At 50.2% G+C, this 20,107-nt stretch carries 15 protein-coding genes; 14 read left to right on the top strand and 1 reads right to left on the bottom strand.

Features of this window, described 5'->3' with window-relative positions:
- The first annotated feature begins 221 nt into the window (after positions 1-221).
- From GVJ32_RS05560 to GVJ32_RS05540, 5 genes are all read left to right on the top strand, one after another.
- Positions 222-1,931: an Ig-like domain-containing protein gene (locus GVJ32_RS05560; RefSeq protein WP_159239057.1), complete on the top strand. Its 1,710-nt coding sequence runs from the start codon at positions 222-224 to the stop codon at positions 1,929-1,931.
- Positions 1,932-2,086: 155 nt separating this feature from the next.
- Entirely contained in the window at positions 2,087-2,809 is a 723-nt protein-coding gene (cmoA, locus tag GVJ32_RS05555) for a carboxy-S-adenosyl-L-methionine synthase CmoA (protein WP_159239056.1), read from the top strand.
- Positions 2,806-3,777: a tRNA 5-methoxyuridine(34)/uridine 5-oxyacetic acid(34) synthase CmoB gene (cmoB, locus tag GVJ32_RS05550; RefSeq protein WP_159239055.1), complete on the top strand. Its 972-nt coding sequence runs from the start codon at positions 2,806-2,808 to the stop codon at positions 3,775-3,777. The genes cmoA and cmoB overlap by 4 nt, the downstream gene beginning before the upstream one ends.
- A 100-nt stretch (positions 3,778-3,877) precedes the next feature.
- The gene (locus tag GVJ32_RS05545) at positions 3,878-5,401 is read left to right on the top strand and encodes a DUF1631 family protein (protein ID WP_159239054.1); all 1,524 of its coding nucleotides are present in this window, start codon (positions 3,878-3,880) and stop codon (positions 5,399-5,401) included.
- 154 nt (positions 5,402-5,555) lie between these two features.
- Positions 5,556-6,833, top strand: coding sequence for an aminotransferase class I/II-fold pyridoxal phosphate-dependent enzyme (locus GVJ32_RS05540; RefSeq protein ID WP_159239053.1), 1,278 nt, complete (start codon positions 5,556-5,558; stop codon positions 6,831-6,833).
- A gap of 84 nt (positions 6,834-6,917) precedes the next feature.
- On the opposite strand, the gene GVJ32_RS05535 is transcribed toward GVJ32_RS05540, so the two are convergent.
- Positions 6,918-7,262, bottom strand: a complete 345-nt coding sequence (locus GVJ32_RS05535; RefSeq protein WP_200841344.1) for a DUF1820 family protein — start codon at positions 7,260-7,262, stop codon at positions 6,918-6,920.
- A 174-nt stretch (positions 7,263-7,436) separates the two neighbouring features.
- Between GVJ32_RS05535 and miaB the strand changes: the two genes are divergently transcribed.
- The 9 genes from miaB to holA all read left to right on the top strand — a co-directional run bounded on the left by miaB (position 7,437) and on the right by holA (position 20,071).
- Positions 7,437-8,831 carry a tRNA (N6-isopentenyl adenosine(37)-C2)-methylthiotransferase MiaB gene (gene miaB, locus GVJ32_RS05530; protein ID WP_286187559.1) on the top strand — a complete coding sequence of 465 codons (1,395 nt, stop codon included), beginning with the start codon at positions 7,437-7,439 and terminating at the stop codon, positions 8,829-8,831.
- Between the two features lie 68 nt (positions 8,832-8,899).
- Positions 8,900-9,886: a PhoH family protein gene (locus tag GVJ32_RS05525; RefSeq protein ID WP_159239052.1), complete on the top strand. Its 987-nt coding sequence runs from the start codon at positions 8,900-8,902 to the stop codon at positions 9,884-9,886.
- Positions 9,883-10,353: an rRNA maturation RNase YbeY gene (ybeY, locus tag GVJ32_RS05520; RefSeq protein ID WP_159239051.1), complete on the top strand. Its 471-nt coding sequence runs from the start codon at positions 9,883-9,885 to the stop codon at positions 10,351-10,353. The genes GVJ32_RS05525 and ybeY overlap by 4 nt, the downstream gene beginning before the upstream one ends.
- 17 nt (positions 10,354-10,370) lie before the next feature.
- Positions 10,371-11,222: an HlyC/CorC family transporter gene (locus GVJ32_RS05515; RefSeq protein WP_103682826.1), complete on the top strand. Its 852-nt coding sequence runs from the start codon at positions 10,371-10,373 to the stop codon at positions 11,220-11,222.
- 119 nt (positions 11,223-11,341) lie between these two features.
- Entirely contained in the window at positions 11,342-12,952 is a 1,611-nt protein-coding gene (locus GVJ32_RS05510; protein WP_159239050.1) for an FMN-binding glutamate synthase family protein, read from the top strand.
- Positions 12,953-13,034: 82 nt separating this feature from the next.
- Positions 13,035-14,519 carry an apolipoprotein N-acyltransferase gene (gene lnt, locus GVJ32_RS05505; RefSeq protein ID WP_235035054.1) on the top strand — a complete coding sequence of 495 codons (1,485 nt, stop codon included), beginning with the start codon at positions 13,035-13,037 and terminating at the stop codon, positions 14,517-14,519.
- Between the two features lie 1,562 nt (positions 14,520-16,081).
- The gene (gene leuS / locus GVJ32_RS05495; RefSeq protein WP_159239048.1) at positions 16,082-18,541 is read left to right on the top strand and encodes a leucine--tRNA ligase; all 2,460 of its coding nucleotides are present in this window, start codon (positions 16,082-16,084) and stop codon (positions 18,539-18,541) included.
- On the top strand, positions 18,531-19,049 hold the full coding sequence (gene lptE / locus GVJ32_RS05490) for an LPS assembly lipoprotein LptE (protein ID WP_159239047.1): 519 nt from the start codon (positions 18,531-18,533) through the stop codon (positions 19,047-19,049). The genes leuS and lptE overlap by 11 nt, the downstream gene beginning before the upstream one ends.
- The gene (holA, locus tag GVJ32_RS05485) at positions 19,049-20,071 is read left to right on the top strand and encodes a DNA polymerase III subunit delta (RefSeq protein WP_159239046.1); all 1,023 of its coding nucleotides are present in this window, start codon (positions 19,049-19,051) and stop codon (positions 20,069-20,071) included. The genes lptE and holA overlap by 1 nt, the downstream gene beginning before the upstream one ends.
- Positions 20,072-20,107: the final 36 nt, after the last annotated feature.

The following is a 20,107-nucleotide window of genomic DNA, read 5'->3' as shown; positions in this document are numbered from 1 at the left end:
AGAACCGCCGTCCAAAGGAGAATAAACAAGCCTTAAACCGTACCCCACACCCTCCCAAACTCTCATTTTTCAAACATCAATCACAAGTTTTCCGCACAAAACAGCAAATTTCACTAATATTCCTTCATACTTAGTGACTTACTGCGCTAACCTAAGAAAACATATAATCTGTTACCCTTCATGGAAAAACAGAATTGCTAAAGAGATAGAGGACACCCGTTATGAAGGCCTTGTTTCGTACCTGCCTGTTAATGTTTACCGTATTTTCATTTGCTGGCTGTGGAGGCGGAAGCAGTGATGGCGGGCCGTCATTGACACCAATTGGTGGAAATCAAAGCATTAGGTTTGGGTCTTATAACGGAACAACATTTACCGCAAACCGGATCGCCAGCAACAGTGAATCACTAACAGCTGGTCAAAGCGCGAATTTAAGCGTGTCTTTTGTCGACAGAAGCAACACTCCAGTATTTGATTCAGCTGACGTGCTATTCACTTCGCCATGCATAAGCGCAGGTTTGTCAGAGGTATCACCAGCGATAGCCACTAACTCAAGTGGCACAGCATCAACAACCTATACTGCCAGAGGTTGCGAGGGGCCTGATAAGATCACCGCCCAAACTAATATAAGCGGGACAACCCTAAAAGCAACAACATCAATCACCACAACAGCCGCTCCGCTAGGCTCCATCACCTATTTACCTCCAAATCCGGAACAGCCCTCCGAGCGCATTTTAATAGGGATACGTGGTACTGGCGCCCTACCTGAGCAGGCGGTCGTTTCATTTTTGGTCAACAATGAAGCTGGCGGCCCTGTACCGAACTTAGATGTCGACTTCTCTCTAAACACTACCGTTGGCGACATTGCACTTAGCAATACGACTGGAACCACCAATGCCGATGGCGTTGCTAGCACGACAGTAATATCCGGCACCGTTGCCACTTCCGTCCGCGTAAAAGCCGAAGCATTTAAAGATGGGAAACAAATCAGCGCGCAATCAAATCAGCTAATCAATACCGTAGGCATCATTGATCAAAACAGTTTCACCCTCGGCGCAACACCGCTAAATATCGAGGGGTTCAGATTCAACGGCGTAGAATCATCTCTAACCATTTTAGCTGCAGATAGGTTTAACAACCCAGCCCCCGATGGCACCGCCATCACGTTCACAGCAGAGGGCGGCATTGTTGATAATGGCTGCGTAACACTGAATGGTAGCTGCACCGTCATCTTCCGTTCAGCCAACCCTCGCCCTGGTGATGGCCGAGCTACTATCACAGCGACCGCTATCGGCGAAGAATCATTCGAAGACACCAATCCTTCGAACGGTAGCTATGACGGAGAATTATTTACCGACCTTCCAGAAGCATTCTCTGATTATAACGAGAATGGTTGCCGTGACAGTAATGAACCCTATTTAGACTTCAATAAAGACGGCAATTTCTCTGGCTCGACTATCGACAGCAATAACGACGGCGTTTGTAGCGGCGATGAAATTCAAGGAAACGGAAGGTTTGATGGCCTGCGCTGCACCTCGGGGACGGGTACGCTTAATTGTGAAACCACGCCAATATCGGTAAGAGAAGATATTGTTATTGTAATGTCAGACTCTAGCTTTGTAATTGACATTCTACCTGCAACCATCAATCTTGACGGCGGCACTCAAACCGTCACATTTTCTATTCAAGATCAAAATGGCCAAGTTCCACCAGCAGGTACAACTGTCGTTGCATCTACTGATCAAGGAGCAATCTCCGGCACGAGCTCCGACACAGTAGTCTCTACGAATATTCGAGGGCCATTGTACTACAGCGTGCAAATTAAGCCTGGCGCCAAAGCTGGGGCCGGCACATTCCTCGTTACGGTCACAACCCCCATGGGGTTAATTTCCCGAAGCACAGCGAACGTGGTGCAAGCTAACGACGCACCATAATAACGATGGATCAACTGTATCTGATTTGCTCACAGCACCGCTCAAATCAGATACATATCCACAACACTTCGTAGCCCAGAATTAACTCAACTGAAAAAACGTAACCCCTCTAGCCGACCTTAAAACTATTCATTCGAAATCCAAACCATACCCCCATGACCAAACACGACACCATCTACGCCCAGCCCCAAGCCAGCCTTGCTCGATTTGCCTTTGACGAGCATGTGGTCGAGGTCTTTCCTGACATGATTCAGCGTTCGGTGCCGGGTTATGCCACGATTATCGCAATGACGGGGGTTATGGCGGGAAGGTACGCGCAGACCGGCAGTAATTGTTACGATTTAGGCTCTTCTCTCGGCGCCAGCACCTTAGCGATGGCGCGGGAGATTGGCGAGCGCGATTGCCACATTATCGGGGTGGATAACTCACCGGCGATGGTCGCCCGCTGCAAGGACTATATTGCAGATATTCCGCAATCTATCGAATTACGCTGCGAAAGCATTCAAGACACTCACATTAGCAACGCTTCGGTTGTGGTACTCAATTTCACCCTGCAATTTGTGCCAGCTAGCGAGCGCGCCGCACTGATTCAATCCATCAGCGACGCCATGCGCCCCGGCGGCATTCTTATTTTGTCGGAAAAAATCATCTTTGCAGACTCACATCTTCAAGAGCTCAATACCGATCTCCATCACGCATTCAAGCGCGCCAACGGTTATAGTGAATTAGAAGTCGCGCAAAAGCGCAGCGCCCTCGAAGACGTGTTAGTGCCTGAAACCCTAGCCCAACATCAGCAGCGACTGCGTAACGCAGGGTTCAGCAGCATTGATGTGTGGTTCCAATGTTTTAATTTTGCCTCTCTCGTTGCCATCAAATGATCGACTACCACGTATTTTTAAATAGACTCAGCCAGCACCCCGAACTTGCCGGCTGGTGCGAGGCACTACCGCAGCAGATTGCCGACGGTTTAAATGAAGCTCGCTACGGCGATCTGCCCCGCTGGAAAGCGGCGCTTGCAGCCCTTCCTGATCTCGTACCTAATACCCTAACTCTTAACGCATCTCGCGTAGGCGCTAACGGCAACATCACAGACACACAACACCAACAATTACACGACGCCCTCAAAGGCTTACATCCTTGGCGCAAAGGCCCCTTTGAGCTCTTTGGCGTGCACATAGACACCGAATGGCGATCAGATTGGAAATGGGATCGACTCAAAGACGCCATCGCACCGCTCCAAGACCGCACGGTATTAGATGTAGGATGCGGTAGTGGCTACCATTGCTGGCGCATGCGGGGCGCCGGTGCAAATCTCGTTGTCGGCATAGACCCTACTCCGCTTTTTGTTATGCAGTATTTCGCGCTACAAAAATACTTAAACGACGATAGCGTCGCCGTATTGCCAATGGGCATTGAACACCTCCCAGAAAAACTACAGGCGTTTGACACCACCTTTTCAATGGGAATTCTCTACCACCGCCGCTCCCCCTTTGATCACCTCCTTGCACTGCGCGACAGCCTGCGTAGCGGGGGCCAGCTAGTATTAGAAACCCTAGTCATTGAAGGCAAAGCCGGCGAAGTGCTTGTGCCCGAGGGACGTTACAGTAAAATGGGTAATGTGTGGTTTATTCCAAGCACTGCCACATTGGAAAGCTGGCTAAAGAAAGCCGGTTTTAAATCACCCAAGCTTATCGACGTGAGTCAAACAAGTTGCGAGGAACAGCGCAGCACAGACTGGATGACCTTCCATTCTCTAGCAGAGTTTCTCAATCCAGAGAATCCCAACCAAACCATTGAAGGCTATCCTGCACCGCGCCGCGCTACTTTCATTGCCGAAAAACCGTAAATGAACTCACAATCAAAGGTTCTTCCGCGCCGCAGCATGATTTCAACAGCACAAAAAGAAACTTTTGTGCTATGTTTGTGAAACTTTTAAGTATGAAAACGTGCCGAAAAAATCAAAAAAAGGCACATCGGAAACCATCATGCTGCAAACAGGAACAGGACTTCTAGCTGACCGCCTGAAATCACAATCACGATTGTGGTTTGGCGAGCACCTGTACCGCTACTTTGAACGCCTTGAAGACAATTTTCACCGCCGCGCCTTAACCGCAAACAATCCGAGCGAACAGGCAGAGCTACTAGCGCAACAAAACGCTGTAAAGCAGGGCCAAGATGAGGCCTTTCGTCTGTTCGCAGACCATATCAATCTCGCATTCAATACCAAGCGCGCCTACGACATCGGCGGCCATCCTGAACTAGACCGACTAGCGCAAGGCCTCGATAAATTATCTGACAGCTACTTTAAACACGAGAAACCACAACTTCGCATTATTTGTCGCGCAATCGCCCCCATCACGGTGCTGGCTGGCTTTCAGCAAATTTTAGTACCGCTAAAACTCGAAGCAAGCCATAGGCATCACGCCCTGACCATGTTTCAAGGCCTGCTCATTCAAGAGTTAAGCAAACTCTATTGCGACCTACTTAACTCGCTGCCGGTAGAAAATCAAACTCATAACTTAGAAGCGTGGATTAGCCACATAAAACAACAACTGGCGGAAAAAAACCTTTCCACCCAAGAAAGAGCGCTGACCGAAACACGGCTACAACGCTTACTGAAACTGCACTCCTACCGTCACAGCAAAAACAGCAATACTGTGCTTATAGAGCCTAGTGACGAGGAACTCCTCAATACGGTCGCCACACTATTTCAGCAGCTAGCAACACGACGCAGATTATCGTCGGGAATTTTATCCTCACTTAACACACTTCAAACCAGCGTCAGCACGCTTGCGCTGCAAGACCGCAGCGTCTTCATGCACCCACTGCACCCTGCCAGACAAGTGTGCCGGCAATTAATTAACACCCTCAACCAGTGGGACGACGCACCACTTGCGCAGCGCCAACAATTTGAAACCGAACTCAAAGCCATAAGCAAAAAATTTAGCGATCACAATATCAACGCAAATCAGTTCAATGCTGTGCGCGAACAGGTCGACGCCTGCTGCCAACACTTGCTACAAAGCATCAAACTCAATGATAAACGCAGCTTAAATGCCGACGTCGGCCAAAAACGCCTCGCGCGCCTACGTCGCAAAGTACATGAAATGTTAGATGAGAAAACCACAGAGCTCGACCTGCCAGTAAATATTGGCAATATGCTTTACGGCCCCATGACAACCATTATCCTTTATCACTGGCTACGCCATGGCAGTAACAGCGCGCCACTGCGCCGCAGCCTGCAGTTGGTAGACGACATTCTTTGGTACATCCAGCCGCACTCAAACTGGTCTGAACTTCGCCGCGCTAAAGCCATGAGCAAAGACATCGAAACCGAACTAAGCGACGGCTTGCAGCGCATTAACTACGGCCACCACGCCACCCAAATGCTAATTGAAGAACTTCACCAACTCCGTCTCGCCGCCTCTGGACGTAGTGTCAGCGTTACTCTCCCCGACGCCAAACGCTAGGTACCGCACCAAGCAAATCTGTGTTGACGGGTGTTGGTAGCAAACAAAACTAGGTATAATTTCCCGCCCGCATGTTTGGCCATCACGGCTAGACGCGCCCAACACTCTACAGATCAATCGCATTTTATGGCGATCACGCATTAAGGTGATGACTTTGCAACTCGATCAAGCAACTACTGAACAACTGCGCGACTGGGAAACCTCACTAACCCAAGAATACCAGCAGTTTAAAGCCTCAGGCCTGAACCTCGACCTAACCCGCGGCAAACCCAGCGCGGAGCAGTTGTCCCTATCAGACAGCATTAATGAAATTCTGAACAATGATCTGAGTAACGAAAGTAACACCGACTTGCGCAATTACGGTGGCCTAGACGGCATTCCTGAGTGCAAACGCTTATTTGCCGACGTGCTAGGCGTAAAACCAGAAGAAACCCTTATCGGCGGTAACAGCAGCCTCACACTGATGTATATGGCCGCCCAATTTGGCCTGCATCAGGGTTTTGGCGATTTAGCTAAAAGCTGGAACAGCGAAGACGGCACTGTTAAGTTTCTTGCCCCAGTACCTGGCTATGATCGCCACTTCAGTGTGTGCGAACACCTTGGTATCGAGCTTGTCACCGTTGCACTAAATAACGACGGCCCAGACATGGACGCCGTCGAGCAGTTACTTAAAAGCGATCCATCCATCAAAGGCATTTGGTGTGTGCCCCGCTTCAGCAATCCAACAGGCGCCGTGTATTCAGACCAAGTGGTTGACCGCATTGCCCAACTTGGCAACATCGCCAGTGACAATTTCCGTGTTTTTTGGGACAACGCCTACGCCGTTCACAGCCTCAGCGATGACGCCCCAGAACTCGCTAACTTGATGGACAGTTGCCGCAAATACGGCACCGAAGACAGCGTCTACCTCTTTGGCTCCACCTCAAAAATCACCTACGCCGGCGCCGGTGTAGCGTTTGCTGGCATGTCTAAAGCGAATTTGAAAGCATTCACCCATCATTTGGGTATGTCGCAAATCGGCCCCGACAAAATCAATCAGCTGCGCCACGTTCGTCTACTAAAGGACGCCAACGGCATCACCGAGCATATGCGCCTGCACGCCGCAGTGCTTAAGCCCCGCTTTGATATTGTTCTGAAGCACCTACGCGAAGGTTTGGCCGATACCGGCATGGCTAGCTGGAATGAGCCCCAAGGCGGCTATTTCGTGTCTTTTGACACCCTGCCCGGCCTAGCCAAAGAAGTGGTGAAACTCGCCGCTGAAGCTGGTGTAAAACTCACCCCAGCCGGCGCCACATTCCCTTACGGTAAGGACCCCGCCAACAGCAATATTCGTATTGCCCCCAGCGTGCCAAGCCTAGATGAAATTGACCGCGCAATGGCGGTATTTGTGACCTGCGTGAAGCTGGCCTCGGTAAAACAACGCCTAAGCTAAACGCTCACTGCGCAGCCACAAAAAAGGGTGCCAATTGGCACCCTTTTTTTCATTATTTTTCACACCAATTTACGTCATATTGGTTTATTCGCTATCAGGCGTGCGGGTAATGGGTCGCCCCGGCACACTGGGGAAATGACGCACATTGCTAGCGCCATCAGAATCGACGATTTTACCCGTTCCCTCTTTTTCGACTTCATCAATCCGAACGATTGAATGCATAGGAATATAGCTGCGCGTCACGCCATTAAACTCGTTTTTCAGCTTTTCTTCGCCCGGATTCACCACAATCTGACTTTGTTCGCCAAACACAAACTCTTCAATTTCTATAAACCCGTACATATCGCTTTGATAAATAGCGCGCGCGTAAAGCTCATAAACCTTGCTGTTATTGTGAAAAATGACTTTATAAATAGGAGCTTGGGCCATAGTCTTTCCATTGTCTCTGGTACTGCTTCAGGGCGCTTTGCTAAATTGTAATACACCGGAAAACCGGGCCGCGGATGATAGCATAAATTTGCCTAATCCACTGCACTTCTGGGTTTTAGACGGTATTTTCGCTATAATGCCTGCCCAATTTTAATAGCAGCCTGTTTGCACCTTATGCCTGAAGAACTCACGTCAAATAACGCCAGCCCAGCATCGGTGACGGCGNCCCCAATCGCCGCTGACAAGCCTAAAAAGCTGTTCATCAAAACCCACGGCTGCCAGATGAACGAGTACGACTCATCGCGCATCCAGGATTTGCTCGGCGTCAGTCACGGCATGGTGCTAACCGACGACCCCAAAGAGGCCGATGTACTGCTGCTAAACACCTGTTCAATTCGCGAAAAAGCGCAGGAAAAAGTCTTCCATCAGCTAGGCCGATGGAAAAAGCTCAAAGACAAAAACCCCAATTTAAAAATTGGTGTTGGCGGCTGTGTTGCCAGCCAAGAAGGCAGCGATATTGGCAAACGCGCCCCCTATGTGGATCTCATTTTCGGGCCGCAAACCTTGCACCGCGTGCCGAACATGCTCGACGCAAAAAAAATCGACGGCCCGATTGTAGTCGACGTCACCTTCCCAGAAATAGAGAAGTTCGACTCACTCCCAGAACCTAGTGTCGACGGCCCCAGCGCCTTCGTTTCGATTATGGAAGGCTGTTCAAAATACTGCACCTTCTGTGTAGTGCCCTATACCCGCGGCGAAGAAGTCAGCCGCCCATTTGAAGACGTCATTGTAGAAGTATCGCAACTAGCGGCAAAAGGCGTGCGCGAAGTGAACTTGCTGGGCCAAAATGTAAACGCCTATCGCGGTGAAAATCACGAGGGTGACATCATCGACTTTGCCGAGCTCATTCACTTTGTTGCCCAAATAGACGGTATTGATCGTATTCGCTACACGACCTCGCACCCCGTTGAATTCAGCGAAGCACTAATTCAGGCCTATGCCACCGTGCCCGAATTGGTCAACCATTTACACCTACCAGTACAACACGGCAGCGACCGCATTTTGGCTGCTATGAAGCGCGGCCACACCGCCGACGAATACCGCGCCAAAATTGCCAAGCTAAAAACCATACGCCCAAATCTTAGCTTGTCATCTGATTTTATTATTGGCTTCCCCGGTGAAACCGACGACGACTTTAATAACACCATGCAGCTCATTAAAGATATTGGCTTCGACCATTCCTTTAGCTTTATTTACAGCGCTCGCCCTGGCACGCCAGCCGCACAACTGCCTGACGACACCCCAGAGGAAGTCAAAAAAGAACGGCTAGCAACACTCCAACACCATATTTTACAAAACGCCGCCCAAATCAGTCGTCAAATGGTCGGAACACAGCAACGTATTTTAGTGACCGGCGTCTCCCGCAAAGACCCCGGCGAATTACAAGGCCGAACTGAAAACAACCGAGTCGTTAACTTTCCCTGCGCTGATCAAGCCGTTATTGGCCAATTCGTTGACGTGAATATTCTGCAAGCGTATTCCAATTCGCTGCGCGGTGAACGGTGTTAAGACGATAACCTATAAACTGATGTTTTTTATACTCTCTAATTTGCCCCTATACGGCACTCGGTGACCCATTGACTGCAACAGACACTCAGCGCGTACTCACCCTTGAACCCAACGACAGCCGGCTACTAGCCGAGCTGTGCGGTCACTTCGACGCCAACCTCAAATTAATCGAACAGCGTCTTCACGTGCGCATTGCAGCACGAGCCAATACCTTTCAAATCAACGGTCAAACCAGCGCCGTTGATGATGCAGTGCAGCTGATCAAACAGCTTTATCACGAGAGCCAAAACGGTAGCACCCTTAATACTGACATCGTACACCTGCACCTCCAAGAAGCAGGTATCGAACAACTGAGCCGCCCCGCTAGCAGCGATGACGTACCGATAGTGATTCAAACCAAAAAGGCCAGCATCAAGCCCCGCGGTAAAAATCAACAACTCTACGTAAAAGCCATTCAAAACTGCGATATTAATTTTGGCATCGGTCCTGCGGGAACCGGCAAAACCTATCTTGCCGTTGCCTGCGCGGTTGAAGCCTTAATTTCAAATGAAGTGCAGCGCATTCTGCTTGTTAGGCCAGCGGTCGAAGCCGGAGAAAAGCTCGGCTTTCTGCCAGGTGATCTCGCCCAGAAAATCGATCCGTATCTGCGCCCACTTTACGATGCGCTATACGAAATGCTCGGCGTCGAAACTGTCACCAAATTGATTGAACGCAATATTATTGAAATCGCGCCACTGGCCTATATGCGCGGCCGAACTCTGAGCGATTCTTATATCATTTTGGATGAAGCGCAAAACACGACCCGCGAACAAATGAAAATGTTTCTGACCCGCATCGGCTTCGGCTCCACCGCGGTCATTACCGGCGACGCCACCCAGATCGATTTACCCCGCGGCACACCGTCGGGGCTTATTCACGTCATGAAGGTGTTAGGCAATATTGACGGTATTAGCATGACCCACTTTGCCGCCAAAGACGTCATTCGCCACCCCTTAGTACAACGCATCGTTGAAGCCTACGCCGCGTTTGAGGCGAGCAACGACGCCCCACGATGAACACCGAAACTGAGCTAGAACTCGACCTACAAATAGCTTGCGACGCAACCACGCTACCAACCGAAGCGCAATTTGTACTGTGGGCCAAAACTGCTATCCAAGGGCGGCTCGACGAGGCCGAACTCAGTATTCGCCTCGTCGACGAGGTCGAAAGTGCCGAATTAAACATGCAATACCGGCAAAAATCAGGCCCAACCAATGTATTATCGTTCCCCGCCGATCTACCGCCAGAGCTCGAACTTCCCCTGCTTGGCGACCTTGCCATTTGCAAACAAGTCGTAGAACGTGAGGCGAACGAGCAGCACAAAGCCTGCCTAGACCACTGGGCGCATATGGTAATTCACGGTACACTCCACCTCCTCGGCTACGACCATATTGCAGATGACGAAGCCGAAGAAATGGAAGCGCTTGAAATTGCGCTATTAAAAACCCTTAATATCAGCAATCCCTATACCCCTATTTTGTGAGGACAGCACCCAAAACCATGAGCGAAGATCGATCTAGCAACGATCCAAGTGATAAATCTTGGATCGAAAAAATTGCCCATGCTTTTTCATCTGAACCCAAAACACGGGAAGATCTGTTTGAATTACTTGCTGTCGCCAAACAGAACGAAGTCATAGATGACGATGCAATCAGTATTGTTGAAGGCGCTATGCATATCAGTGATATGCAGGCCAGAGAAATCATGGTTCCACGCCCTCAGATGGTGGTACTAAAGGCAGATCAGCCCCTCAGCGAATTACTCCCTATCATCATCGATACTGGCCACTCTCGCTATCCCGTCATTGGCGATACCCTCGACAATGTCTTAGGCATTTTGCTATCAAAGGATTTACTGCCTCTGCTGTGGAAATTTGAGAACAGCGCCGACATCGACATCCGCGACATATTGCGCCCCGCCACACTGGTACCAGAGAGCAAACGCTTAAACGTGCTGCTACGGGACTTCCGCGAAAAACGCCACCACATGGCGGTGGTAATTGATGAATACGGCGGCGCGGCTGGCCTTATCACCATTGAAGACATACTCGAGCAAATCGTCGGCGAGATCGAAGACGAATATGACGAGGACGACGATCTACCTATTCGCAAGATCGCCGACAACGACTTTGTGGTGCAAGCACTCACTCCCATCGAAGACTTCAACGACTACTTTAGCGCGCGCTTTAGCGACGAAGAGTTCGACACTATCGGCGGGCTATTACTCAAAGCCTTTGGCCATCTGCCCAGTCGCAATGAAATAACGCGACTCGAAGATTACGAATTTAAAGTGGTTAATGCCGACAGCCGGCAAATTCATTTACTCAGAATGCGTAAACTTGAAGAAAGCTAATACGCTGTAAATCTCAACTTCAAAGGGGTGGAAAATATTCCACCTCCTCGAACTTCTGTCTCATTTAGGGTCTACAATGACCCTAGTTATCGCTCATTTTTACCAGCGTAGAGGCCAGTATGTCCGACCACACCCTAGACACCCTCAACAAAATCGCCAGTACCTTTATCGAATACAGCGCCTTGTTATTCTTACTCGCGCTCGGCGTAGGCGCGGTCTATCTGGTCTACATTTACATCAGCGACATCACCCAAACCCAGCACGCTATACGCCGTAACTATCCCGTTATTGGGCGTTTCCGTTATATTTTTGAGCATCTTGGTGAGTTTTTCCGCCAGTACTTTTTTGCCATGGATCGCGAAGAGCTGCCCTTTAACCGCTCGCAGCGCTCGTGGGTATACCGCGCCGCTAAAAATATCGACACCACCATTGCCTTTGGGTCTACACGGCCACTAACCCAAGCCAATGAAGTCTTGTTCATGAACTGCCTGTTCCCCACTTTAAGCCAAGATGCCGCGCCCACCCACGCCGTCACCATCGGCGAAGGCTTTGCCAAGCACCCCTATACCAGCTCGGCTATTTTTAATATTTCCGGTATGAGCTTTGGCGCTATTTCCAAACCCGCTATCCGCGCTCTGAGCGCCGGCGCCAAAGAAGCCGGCATTTGGCTCAATACCGGCGAAGGTGGTTTATCGCCCTACCACCTAGAAGCGGGCTGCGACATTGTGTTTCAAATTGGCACCGCCAAATACGGCGTGCGCGACGCCGAAGGTCATCTCAGCGACGAGAAACTCAAAGCCATCGCCGCCCACCCACAAGTGCGAATGATCGAAATCAAACTCAGCCAAGGTGCCAAGCCTGGCAAAGGTGGTATTTTACCCGGCGGCAAAGTCACCGAAGAAGTTGCCAATATTCGCGGTATTGAAATCGGCAAAGATTCCATTAGTCCCAATGGTCACACCGACATCCACAATATCGACCAACTCCTAGATATGGTGGTGCGAATTCGCGAGCTCACCGGCAAACCGGTCGGCTTTAAAGCCGTTATCGGCTTTTCTGAATGGCTAGATGAGCTAGGCGAAATCATTCATAAACGGGGCTTAAAATACGCCCCCGATTTTATTACCATCGACAGCGCCGATGGCGGCACCGGCGCCGCGCCGCAAAGTTTAATGGACTATGTTGGCCTACCCATTCGCCGCAGCCTTCCCTTGGTGGTCGATAAATTAAACGAATACAATTTGCGCAAGCGCATTAAAGTCATCGCCTCGGGCAAGATGATTAACCCAGCGGAAGCAGCGTGGGCTTTATGCGTAGGTGCCGATTTTATTGTTAGCGCCCGTGGCTTTATGTTTGCTTTGGGCTGTATCCAAGCCCTGCAATGTAATAAAAACACCTGCCCCACTGGCATCACTACCCACGACCCAGAATTACAGCGCGGCTTAGTGCCCGCGGATAAAGCCACCCGTGTTAAAAATTACGCCCTAAATTTAATGCATGAAGTCGGTGTTATCGCCCATTCCTGCGGTGTAAAAGAAGCCCGTGCTTTAACCCGCCGCCACGTTTACCTTATCGACAACAGTGGCAGCCCCCAACCACTCACCGACCGCTTCCCCGAAAAAACGCCCAAACCCGAATACCTTATTGCCAGCACCGGTGACAAGGATGAAGACCAAGGCGACAACACACCAATCCCCATCACCGCAAGCAGCGAGGCCCGCCCGCGTTAATTCACATATTTGCGCTAGCACCCAACAGAGGCCATCGCTACACTAGGCCCCATTAAATTTTGAAGGCTTGGATCACTGCCCTGTGAAAATTAAGTACCTATTTGTTGCAGTCGCCGGCGCCAGCCTTACTCTCTCACTCGCTCCTTTCGATTGGTGGTGGACTGCCATCATCGCCATGGCCGCACTTGCCGCGAGCATGAACACCGCAAGCAGCAAACAAGGCTTTTTGTTGAGCTGGTGCTTTGGCAGCGCCAGCTTCGCCACCGGCGTGTCATGGGTTTATGTTGCCATGCACGATTTTGGCGAAACCTCCGCAATACTCGCCACCCTGATGACCGGCGTATTTTGTATCGGTTTAGGCCTTGTGCCCGCACTCCTTGGCTACTGCTACTGCCGCTGGATTCGCGACGGTATTGCCGGCAGAACCTTGGGCTTTGCGGCATTGTGGGTTTTATCAGAATGGTTGCGTGGCTGGGTATTTACCGGATTCCCCTGGCTCTACCTAGGTTACGGGCATTTACACACCGCGATGGCCGGGTGGTCGCCAGTCGTCGGTGTTTACGGACTTAGCTTTTGGGTTGCACTGAGCGGGTCTGCAATCGCCCTCTGCATTACCGCACCCAAAGCCTTAAAGCGTCATGGCTATGCCTCACTAGCTGCTTGCGTTGCCTTATTCGGGCTAGGTTTTTCACTGCAAAAACATGAATGGACAACAGCAGATAGCAAAGCCCCACTGCGCATTGGCGCAGTGCAATCGAATATTTCGCAAGAGAAAAAATGGGCCTACACCCAATACTGGGCCACCTTAGAACAGTACGACAACGCGTCGGAAGAACTGTGGGCAGACTCAGATTTGGTCATTTGGCCAGAGGCCGCCATCCCAGCCCTATACCACAATGCCCTATCGTATTTTGATTACATAGCCGAACGCGCCGAAGCCAACAACAGCGCGCTTATTACCGGCATACCCACTCGCATTGACGAAAACATGTACAACTCGGTGATGGTTATCAGCGGCGGCGAAGGTATCTACCACAAACAACGCTTAGTCCCCTTTGGCGAATACGTACCGCTATCGCACTACATACGCGGCGTTATTAAATTCTTCGACCTACCGATGTCCAGCTTCAGTCGCGGCGGCCCAGACCAAGCTCACTTACAGGTCAAGGGCTGGCAGCTCGCGCCGTCGATCTGCTACGAAATTGCCTACCCAGACTTAGTCGCCCGCAGCGCCGGTGACTCCGATCTCTTATTCACCATCAGCAACGACGCCTGGTTCGGCCACTCCATTGGTCCCGACCAACATATGCAAATGGCGCAAATGCGCGCACTGGAAAATGGCCGCGAACTCATCCGCGTCACTAGCACTGGTATCACCGCGCTAGTAGATCACCACGGCAATATTAGAACGCGCATCCCGTCGTTTACCGCCGGAAATTTAAAAGGTGTTGTTCACGCACGGAGTGGCACCACGCCGTTTACGCGGTATGGCTCTATGCCGATTATTGTTTTGTGTGTGGGGCTGGCGCTATGCGCTAGATTTGGGCGGCCGTCTAAAGCTGTGTGATCAAAGTGAATAGTTAAATCCTTCAGAAAGCCTGATAAGAATAATAGACTTGTTAGTACATTCGAAAAAATTTTCCGCAAGCGTCAACCAGTACATATTGAGTTGCGCAATCGGACCAAAGTGCTGGCATTAGGTACTCAATAATGCATTACAAAGAAATTGACTTTCGATCCACTCCACTGAGGACGCTGTGTACAGCATCAACAAATGCAGTTTCCGAACTTATTCTGCTTTCTAAAAATGGTGTAATGGGNGGTATTACTGCAATGGAATATGCAGAATATTTTCATGGTGCAGTTTTGGTTGCTTGTCAGGCGTACGCTGTGGGCACGGTTAGTGATATAAACGAAATAGAAACTGCTAACCACAAGAAAATTAATTTATACAAATACAAGGAGAGCAACTACCACGAGTATACCTACGTTGAACTAATCAATGCTCTTGCTAACTTCTTTAAGCATAACGAAGAGTGGTCCATTTGGCCCGTCAACGAAACAACCAAAACTCTTCGCTACTACCGCATAGACGAAAACACTGAATTTCCGCTATATCAGGGAATTAAAATGATTATTGGTGAATCATCTGATCTTCGTGGATTATGTGAAATATTAGAAGATTGGCGATTTTCTTTGTTAAACACGCGACACAAAAATACCTAATAGAAGATTGATTTCGTGTGTCATTTTTATAGTATTTAACTAGATCTTATTTCGCCCCCGCTGGGCGACTTACTTCTTTTGCGAAAAAAGAAGTAAGCAAGAAATTCGCCCGCTATCACTCACCCTTTGGGTACCCTGCGCTCGCAAAAATCCAATGGGATCGCTGCGGAACTCGCCTTCGGCTCAGACAGTCCTCGCTGAAAACATCCCATTGAATTTCTGCGATGCTCGGTGAGTTCAAAAGCGGGATCAAGGGCGGTGCAGTATTCTGGCATTAGACAAGCAGTGCCGCTTTAACAACGTTACTCGCAGCTTACGCCAATTTCCCTTCAGCACCGCTAAGCACTGGAGCAAGTAACAAACTAAGCAAAAAACTGTTTGAGCCGCAGGCGAGTTTTTCCCGCGCCGTTACTTGTGAAGCGCGCAAGGCATCGATGGCGTTTTTTGCCATCGACGGTGATGTAGGGAGCCCTTTTTCTTTGCTTACTTTCTTTTTGGGCCAAGCAAAAAGAAAGTAAGTCGTCCAGGAGGACGAAAAAGTTGCTATCAGTTAAACGCCAAAATTGAGCAATGCCTGTGGCATTCGGGGTCAGACAGTCCTCGCTGAAAGCATCCCATTGAATTTCTGCGATGCTCGGTGAGTTCAAAAGCGGGATCAAATACCATGCCGGACGTCTGACGACAGATGCTTAAAAGCATTCGCTACCCGCTCACCTGGATACCCGATCGGAGTCGGGTATGACGAGATACTAAAGAGCCCTGCCCCACGCGAAGGTTGGCTCTTACCATCCCCCCACACCTCGCACTGAAAGCGCGAAAATAGACCCTTATTCACAGGCCGCTTAGCTGCTAGAATAGGCGCCCTTAAATTATTCGCCGCTGTACAGAGACCTGACACCGCCAATGGACCAACAATACACTCCCCGCGACATCGAAACCTGCGCCCAACAATTTTGGCAGGATCAAAACAGTTTCGCCGCCGTCGAAGACGCCAACCGCGAAAAATACTATTGCTTGGCGATGTTCCCCTACCCCAGCGGTAAATTACATATGGGGCATGTTCGCAACTACAGCATCGCCGATGTGATCTCGCGCTATCAGCGCATGTTAGGTAAAAACGTCTTACAGCCTATGGGGTGGGATGCGTTTGGTTTACCTGCAGAAAATGCCGCCGTTAAAAACAAAACGGCACCGGCAAAGTGGACGGTTGAAAATATCGCCTATATGCGCGATCAGCTTAAGCAATTAGGTTTTGCCTACGACTGGAATCGCGAATTCGCTACCTGCAAGCCAGATTATTATCGCTGGGAGCAATGGTTCTTCACCCGTTTATACGAAAAAGGCATGGTCTATAAAAAAACCTCGGCGGTGAACTGGTGCCCCGTCGATGAAACCGTACTCGCCAATGAACAGGTTATCGATGGCTGCTGCTGGCGCTGCGACACCCAAGTTCAGCGCAAAGAAATTCCCCAGTGGTTTATTAAGATCACTAGCTATGCCGATCAACTGCTCAACGATTTAGACCAGCTAGACGGCTGGCCTGAGCAAGTTAAGACCATGCAGCGCAACTGGATTGGTCGCTCACAGGGCGTACAAATGCGCTTTGATTTAGACACCCCCATTGCTGGCATGAACAATTTTGAGGTTTACACCACCCGTCCCGACACGCTCATGGGCGTCACTTATGTCAGCTTGGCGGCAGAACACCCTATCAGCCTGGAGTTAGCAAAAACTCATGCAGAACTCGCTGAGTTTATCGACGGATGCCGCAACAGCTCCGTGGCCGAAGCCGATATGGCGACTATGGAAAAGAAAGGCATGGCCACCGGCATTAATGCCCGTCACCCCATTACTGGCGAACCAGTGCAAGTGTGGATCGCCAATTACGTATTAATGGATTACGGCACCGGCGCCGTAATGGCTGTGCCCGCCCACGACCAACGCGACTACGAGTTTGCTAAAAAATATGATCTAGCGATCAATCAAGTTATCGCCCCTGAAAATGGCGACACTGTAAATTTAGACGACGGTGCCTTCATCGACAAAGGCGTATTGATAAATTCCGCCGCATTTGACGGTTTAAACTTTGACGCGGCTTTCAAAGCTATATCCGACGAGTTAGTCGCCCAAGGTAAAGGCAAGGTCACCACCAACTATCGTCTTCGTGACTGGGGTGTTTCTCGCCAGCGTTACTGGGGCGCGCCGATCCCTATTTTCAATCTACCTGATGGCGGCGAGATTGCCGTTCCTGCCCACAAACTTCCAATCCTACTGCCGGAAGATGTAGAAATGGATGGCGTGCAGTCACCCATTAAAGCGGATACTGAATGGCGTAAAGACGAGCTCGACGGCGTGGCTGTGGAGCGTGAAACCGACACCTTCGATACCTTTATGGAATCGAGCTGGTACTACGCGCGTTTTACCTGCCCAGACTTTGAAGACGGCATGCTCGACCCTGACCGCGCCAATTACTGGTTGCCGGTAGACCAATATGTGGGCGGTATTGAGCACGCGATTCTTCATCTTTTATACGCGCGCTTCTTTCACAAATTAATGCGTGATGAAGGCCTGCTGGATTCTGACGAACCGTTTCAGCAGTTGCTCTGCCAAGGCATGGTATTAAAAGACGGCAGCAAGATGTCCAAGTCCAAGGGCAATACCGTCGACCCGCAGTCATTAATTGAACAATATGGCGCAGACACTGTGCGATTGTTCATTATGTTTGCTGCGCCGCCAGAACAAAGTTTAGAGTGGTCTGACAGCGCCGTAGAAGGCTCGCACCGCTTTTTAAAGCGGCTGTGGAAATTAGCAGCAACGCATCTTGAAGCCGGAGCAGCACCAGCGCTAACGCCAGAGAACTTAACTGGCCCGCAACAAGATTTGCGTCGCAAAACCCACGAAACCATCGCCAAAGTCAGCGACGATTATGGCCGCCGGCTCACATTCAACACCGCCATCGCGGCGGTGATGGAATTGGTTAACGATATTAGCCGCTTCCAACGCCAGAGTGAGCAGTGCCTAGCCGTTGAGCGTGAAGCCATAGAAGCTAGCGTGCGCTTACTGGCGCCCATCGTGCCGCATATTAGCCACCAGCTTTGGATCAACCTTGGCCACAGCGACGCCGTCATTGACGCACCGTGGCCACAAACCGATGAAAGCGCCTTGGTTCGCAGCACCATTGAAATGGCTGTACAGGTCAATGGTAAACTGCGAGCAACCATTCAAGTGGCCGCCGACGCCGACGCAGAAAGCATTAAGCAGATGGCACGGGACAACGAAAACGTGCAACGCTTTCTTGCCGACGTCACGATACGCAAAGAAATTTTAGTTCCTAAAAAACTGGTGAATATCGTTGCTAACTAAACTAGCTGCTAACACACTCATCGCAACAGCCTGCTTGATACTTGCAGGCTGTGGTTTCGCCCTGCGCGGCGACACCAGTATTGACGCGTCCTTGCAGCCAATTTATGTTGTTAGTGACCGTGCCAGCCAAGAGCTGAGCCTCTCCTTAAAACGCCAATTTGCGATTAACGATGTTATCGTTAGCAAGAGTCGCAAAAATGCCAAACTCATTGTTATCGTAAAATTACTGGATGAAGACAAACGCAGTGTCGCCTTGGATCGTGAAGCTCGCGATGCCGAATATGCGCTATTTGAATCTGCCAGCATCGAGCTGCAAAGCCCCGACGGCAAAAACCTGCGCGGACCGCATACCATTCAGCAACGTCGCCTAATCGTAAACGACCCTGACAATCCCGTTGGTGAAGAAACCGAATCGACCATTGTTCGCGCTGAAATGCGTGAACAACTGAGTATTCGTCTCGCCCGCCAAGTCGAATTCTGGTCACATCAAATTCAAGAAGCGCCCTAATGCGGGTGCGCTCAGAGCAACTCGCCGGTCATTTAAGCAAGCAATTGTTACCAGCATATTTGGTCTGTGGCGAAGAGCTGCTCATTACCCAAGAATGCTGCGACAACATCCGCCAGCATTGCCGGACACAAGGTATTAGTGAACGCGAAGTGCTCAATGTTGACCGTAGCTTTGACTGGGGCCAGCTGCTAGATGCAGGCCAGTCCATGTCATTATTCGGCGAGCGCAAGCTCATTGAATTACGACTTGGCGACAGCAAGATGGATCAAAAAAGCTCCGCCGCATTACAGGAATATCTGCAACATGCTGACGGCAGTAATATTCTCTTAGTGAGCTGCGGCAAACTCGACAGCCGCAGCATGAACAGCAAGTGGGTAAAAGCGATAGACGGCGCAGGCGCTGTTATTCAAGTGTGGCCAATAGACCGTCAACATCTAAACAATTGGATTATGCAGCGCATGCGCAATATTGGCTTAAGCGCCGACAGCGACGCCGTGCAATTACTTGCCGATCGCGTTGAAGGGAACCTACTTGCCGCCGACCAAGAAATTTCTAAACTTAAAATTCTCGCGGGCGATCAAACTATTACCGCCGATGTGGTAGCCAATGCCGTTGCCAGCAGCGCGCGTTATGATGTGTTCAAACTAATTGACACCGCATTAACCGGCAACGCAGGCAATGCCCTGCAAATGTTAAACAGCTTACTGGCAGAGGGCGGCGAAGACATCGCCATGCTTGGCGCAGTTACCCGAGAAATTCGCAACCTATACCAATGCGCCCAGCAATTAGAGCAAGGCGGCGGTATAGATCGCGTATTAGATAACGCCCGCGTGTGGGATAAACGCAAAGCACTTTATAAAAGTACTTTACGGCGTTTAAAAAGTGCGCAGCTCGGTAAACTTCTGTTGTTAGCAAGCCGCGTTGACGCTGCACAAAAAGGTCAGAGCAAAGAAAACAGCACGATACTGTTTGCTAATTTAGTCTCGCTACTGGCCGGTCAAAAACTGAACGAATTAATCTAAGTACAAAATGCTCTACTAAATTCTTTCATCACCGAA

The organism is Zhongshania aliphaticivorans (genome assembly GCF_902705855.1).
GTDB classification, from domain to species: domain Bacteria; phylum Pseudomonadota; class Gammaproteobacteria; order Pseudomonadales; family Spongiibacteraceae; genus Spongiibacter; species Spongiibacter aliphaticivorans_B.
The sequence above is the reverse complement of the archived record's forward strand: the minus strand, read 5'-3'. Positions and strand labels throughout refer to the sequence as shown.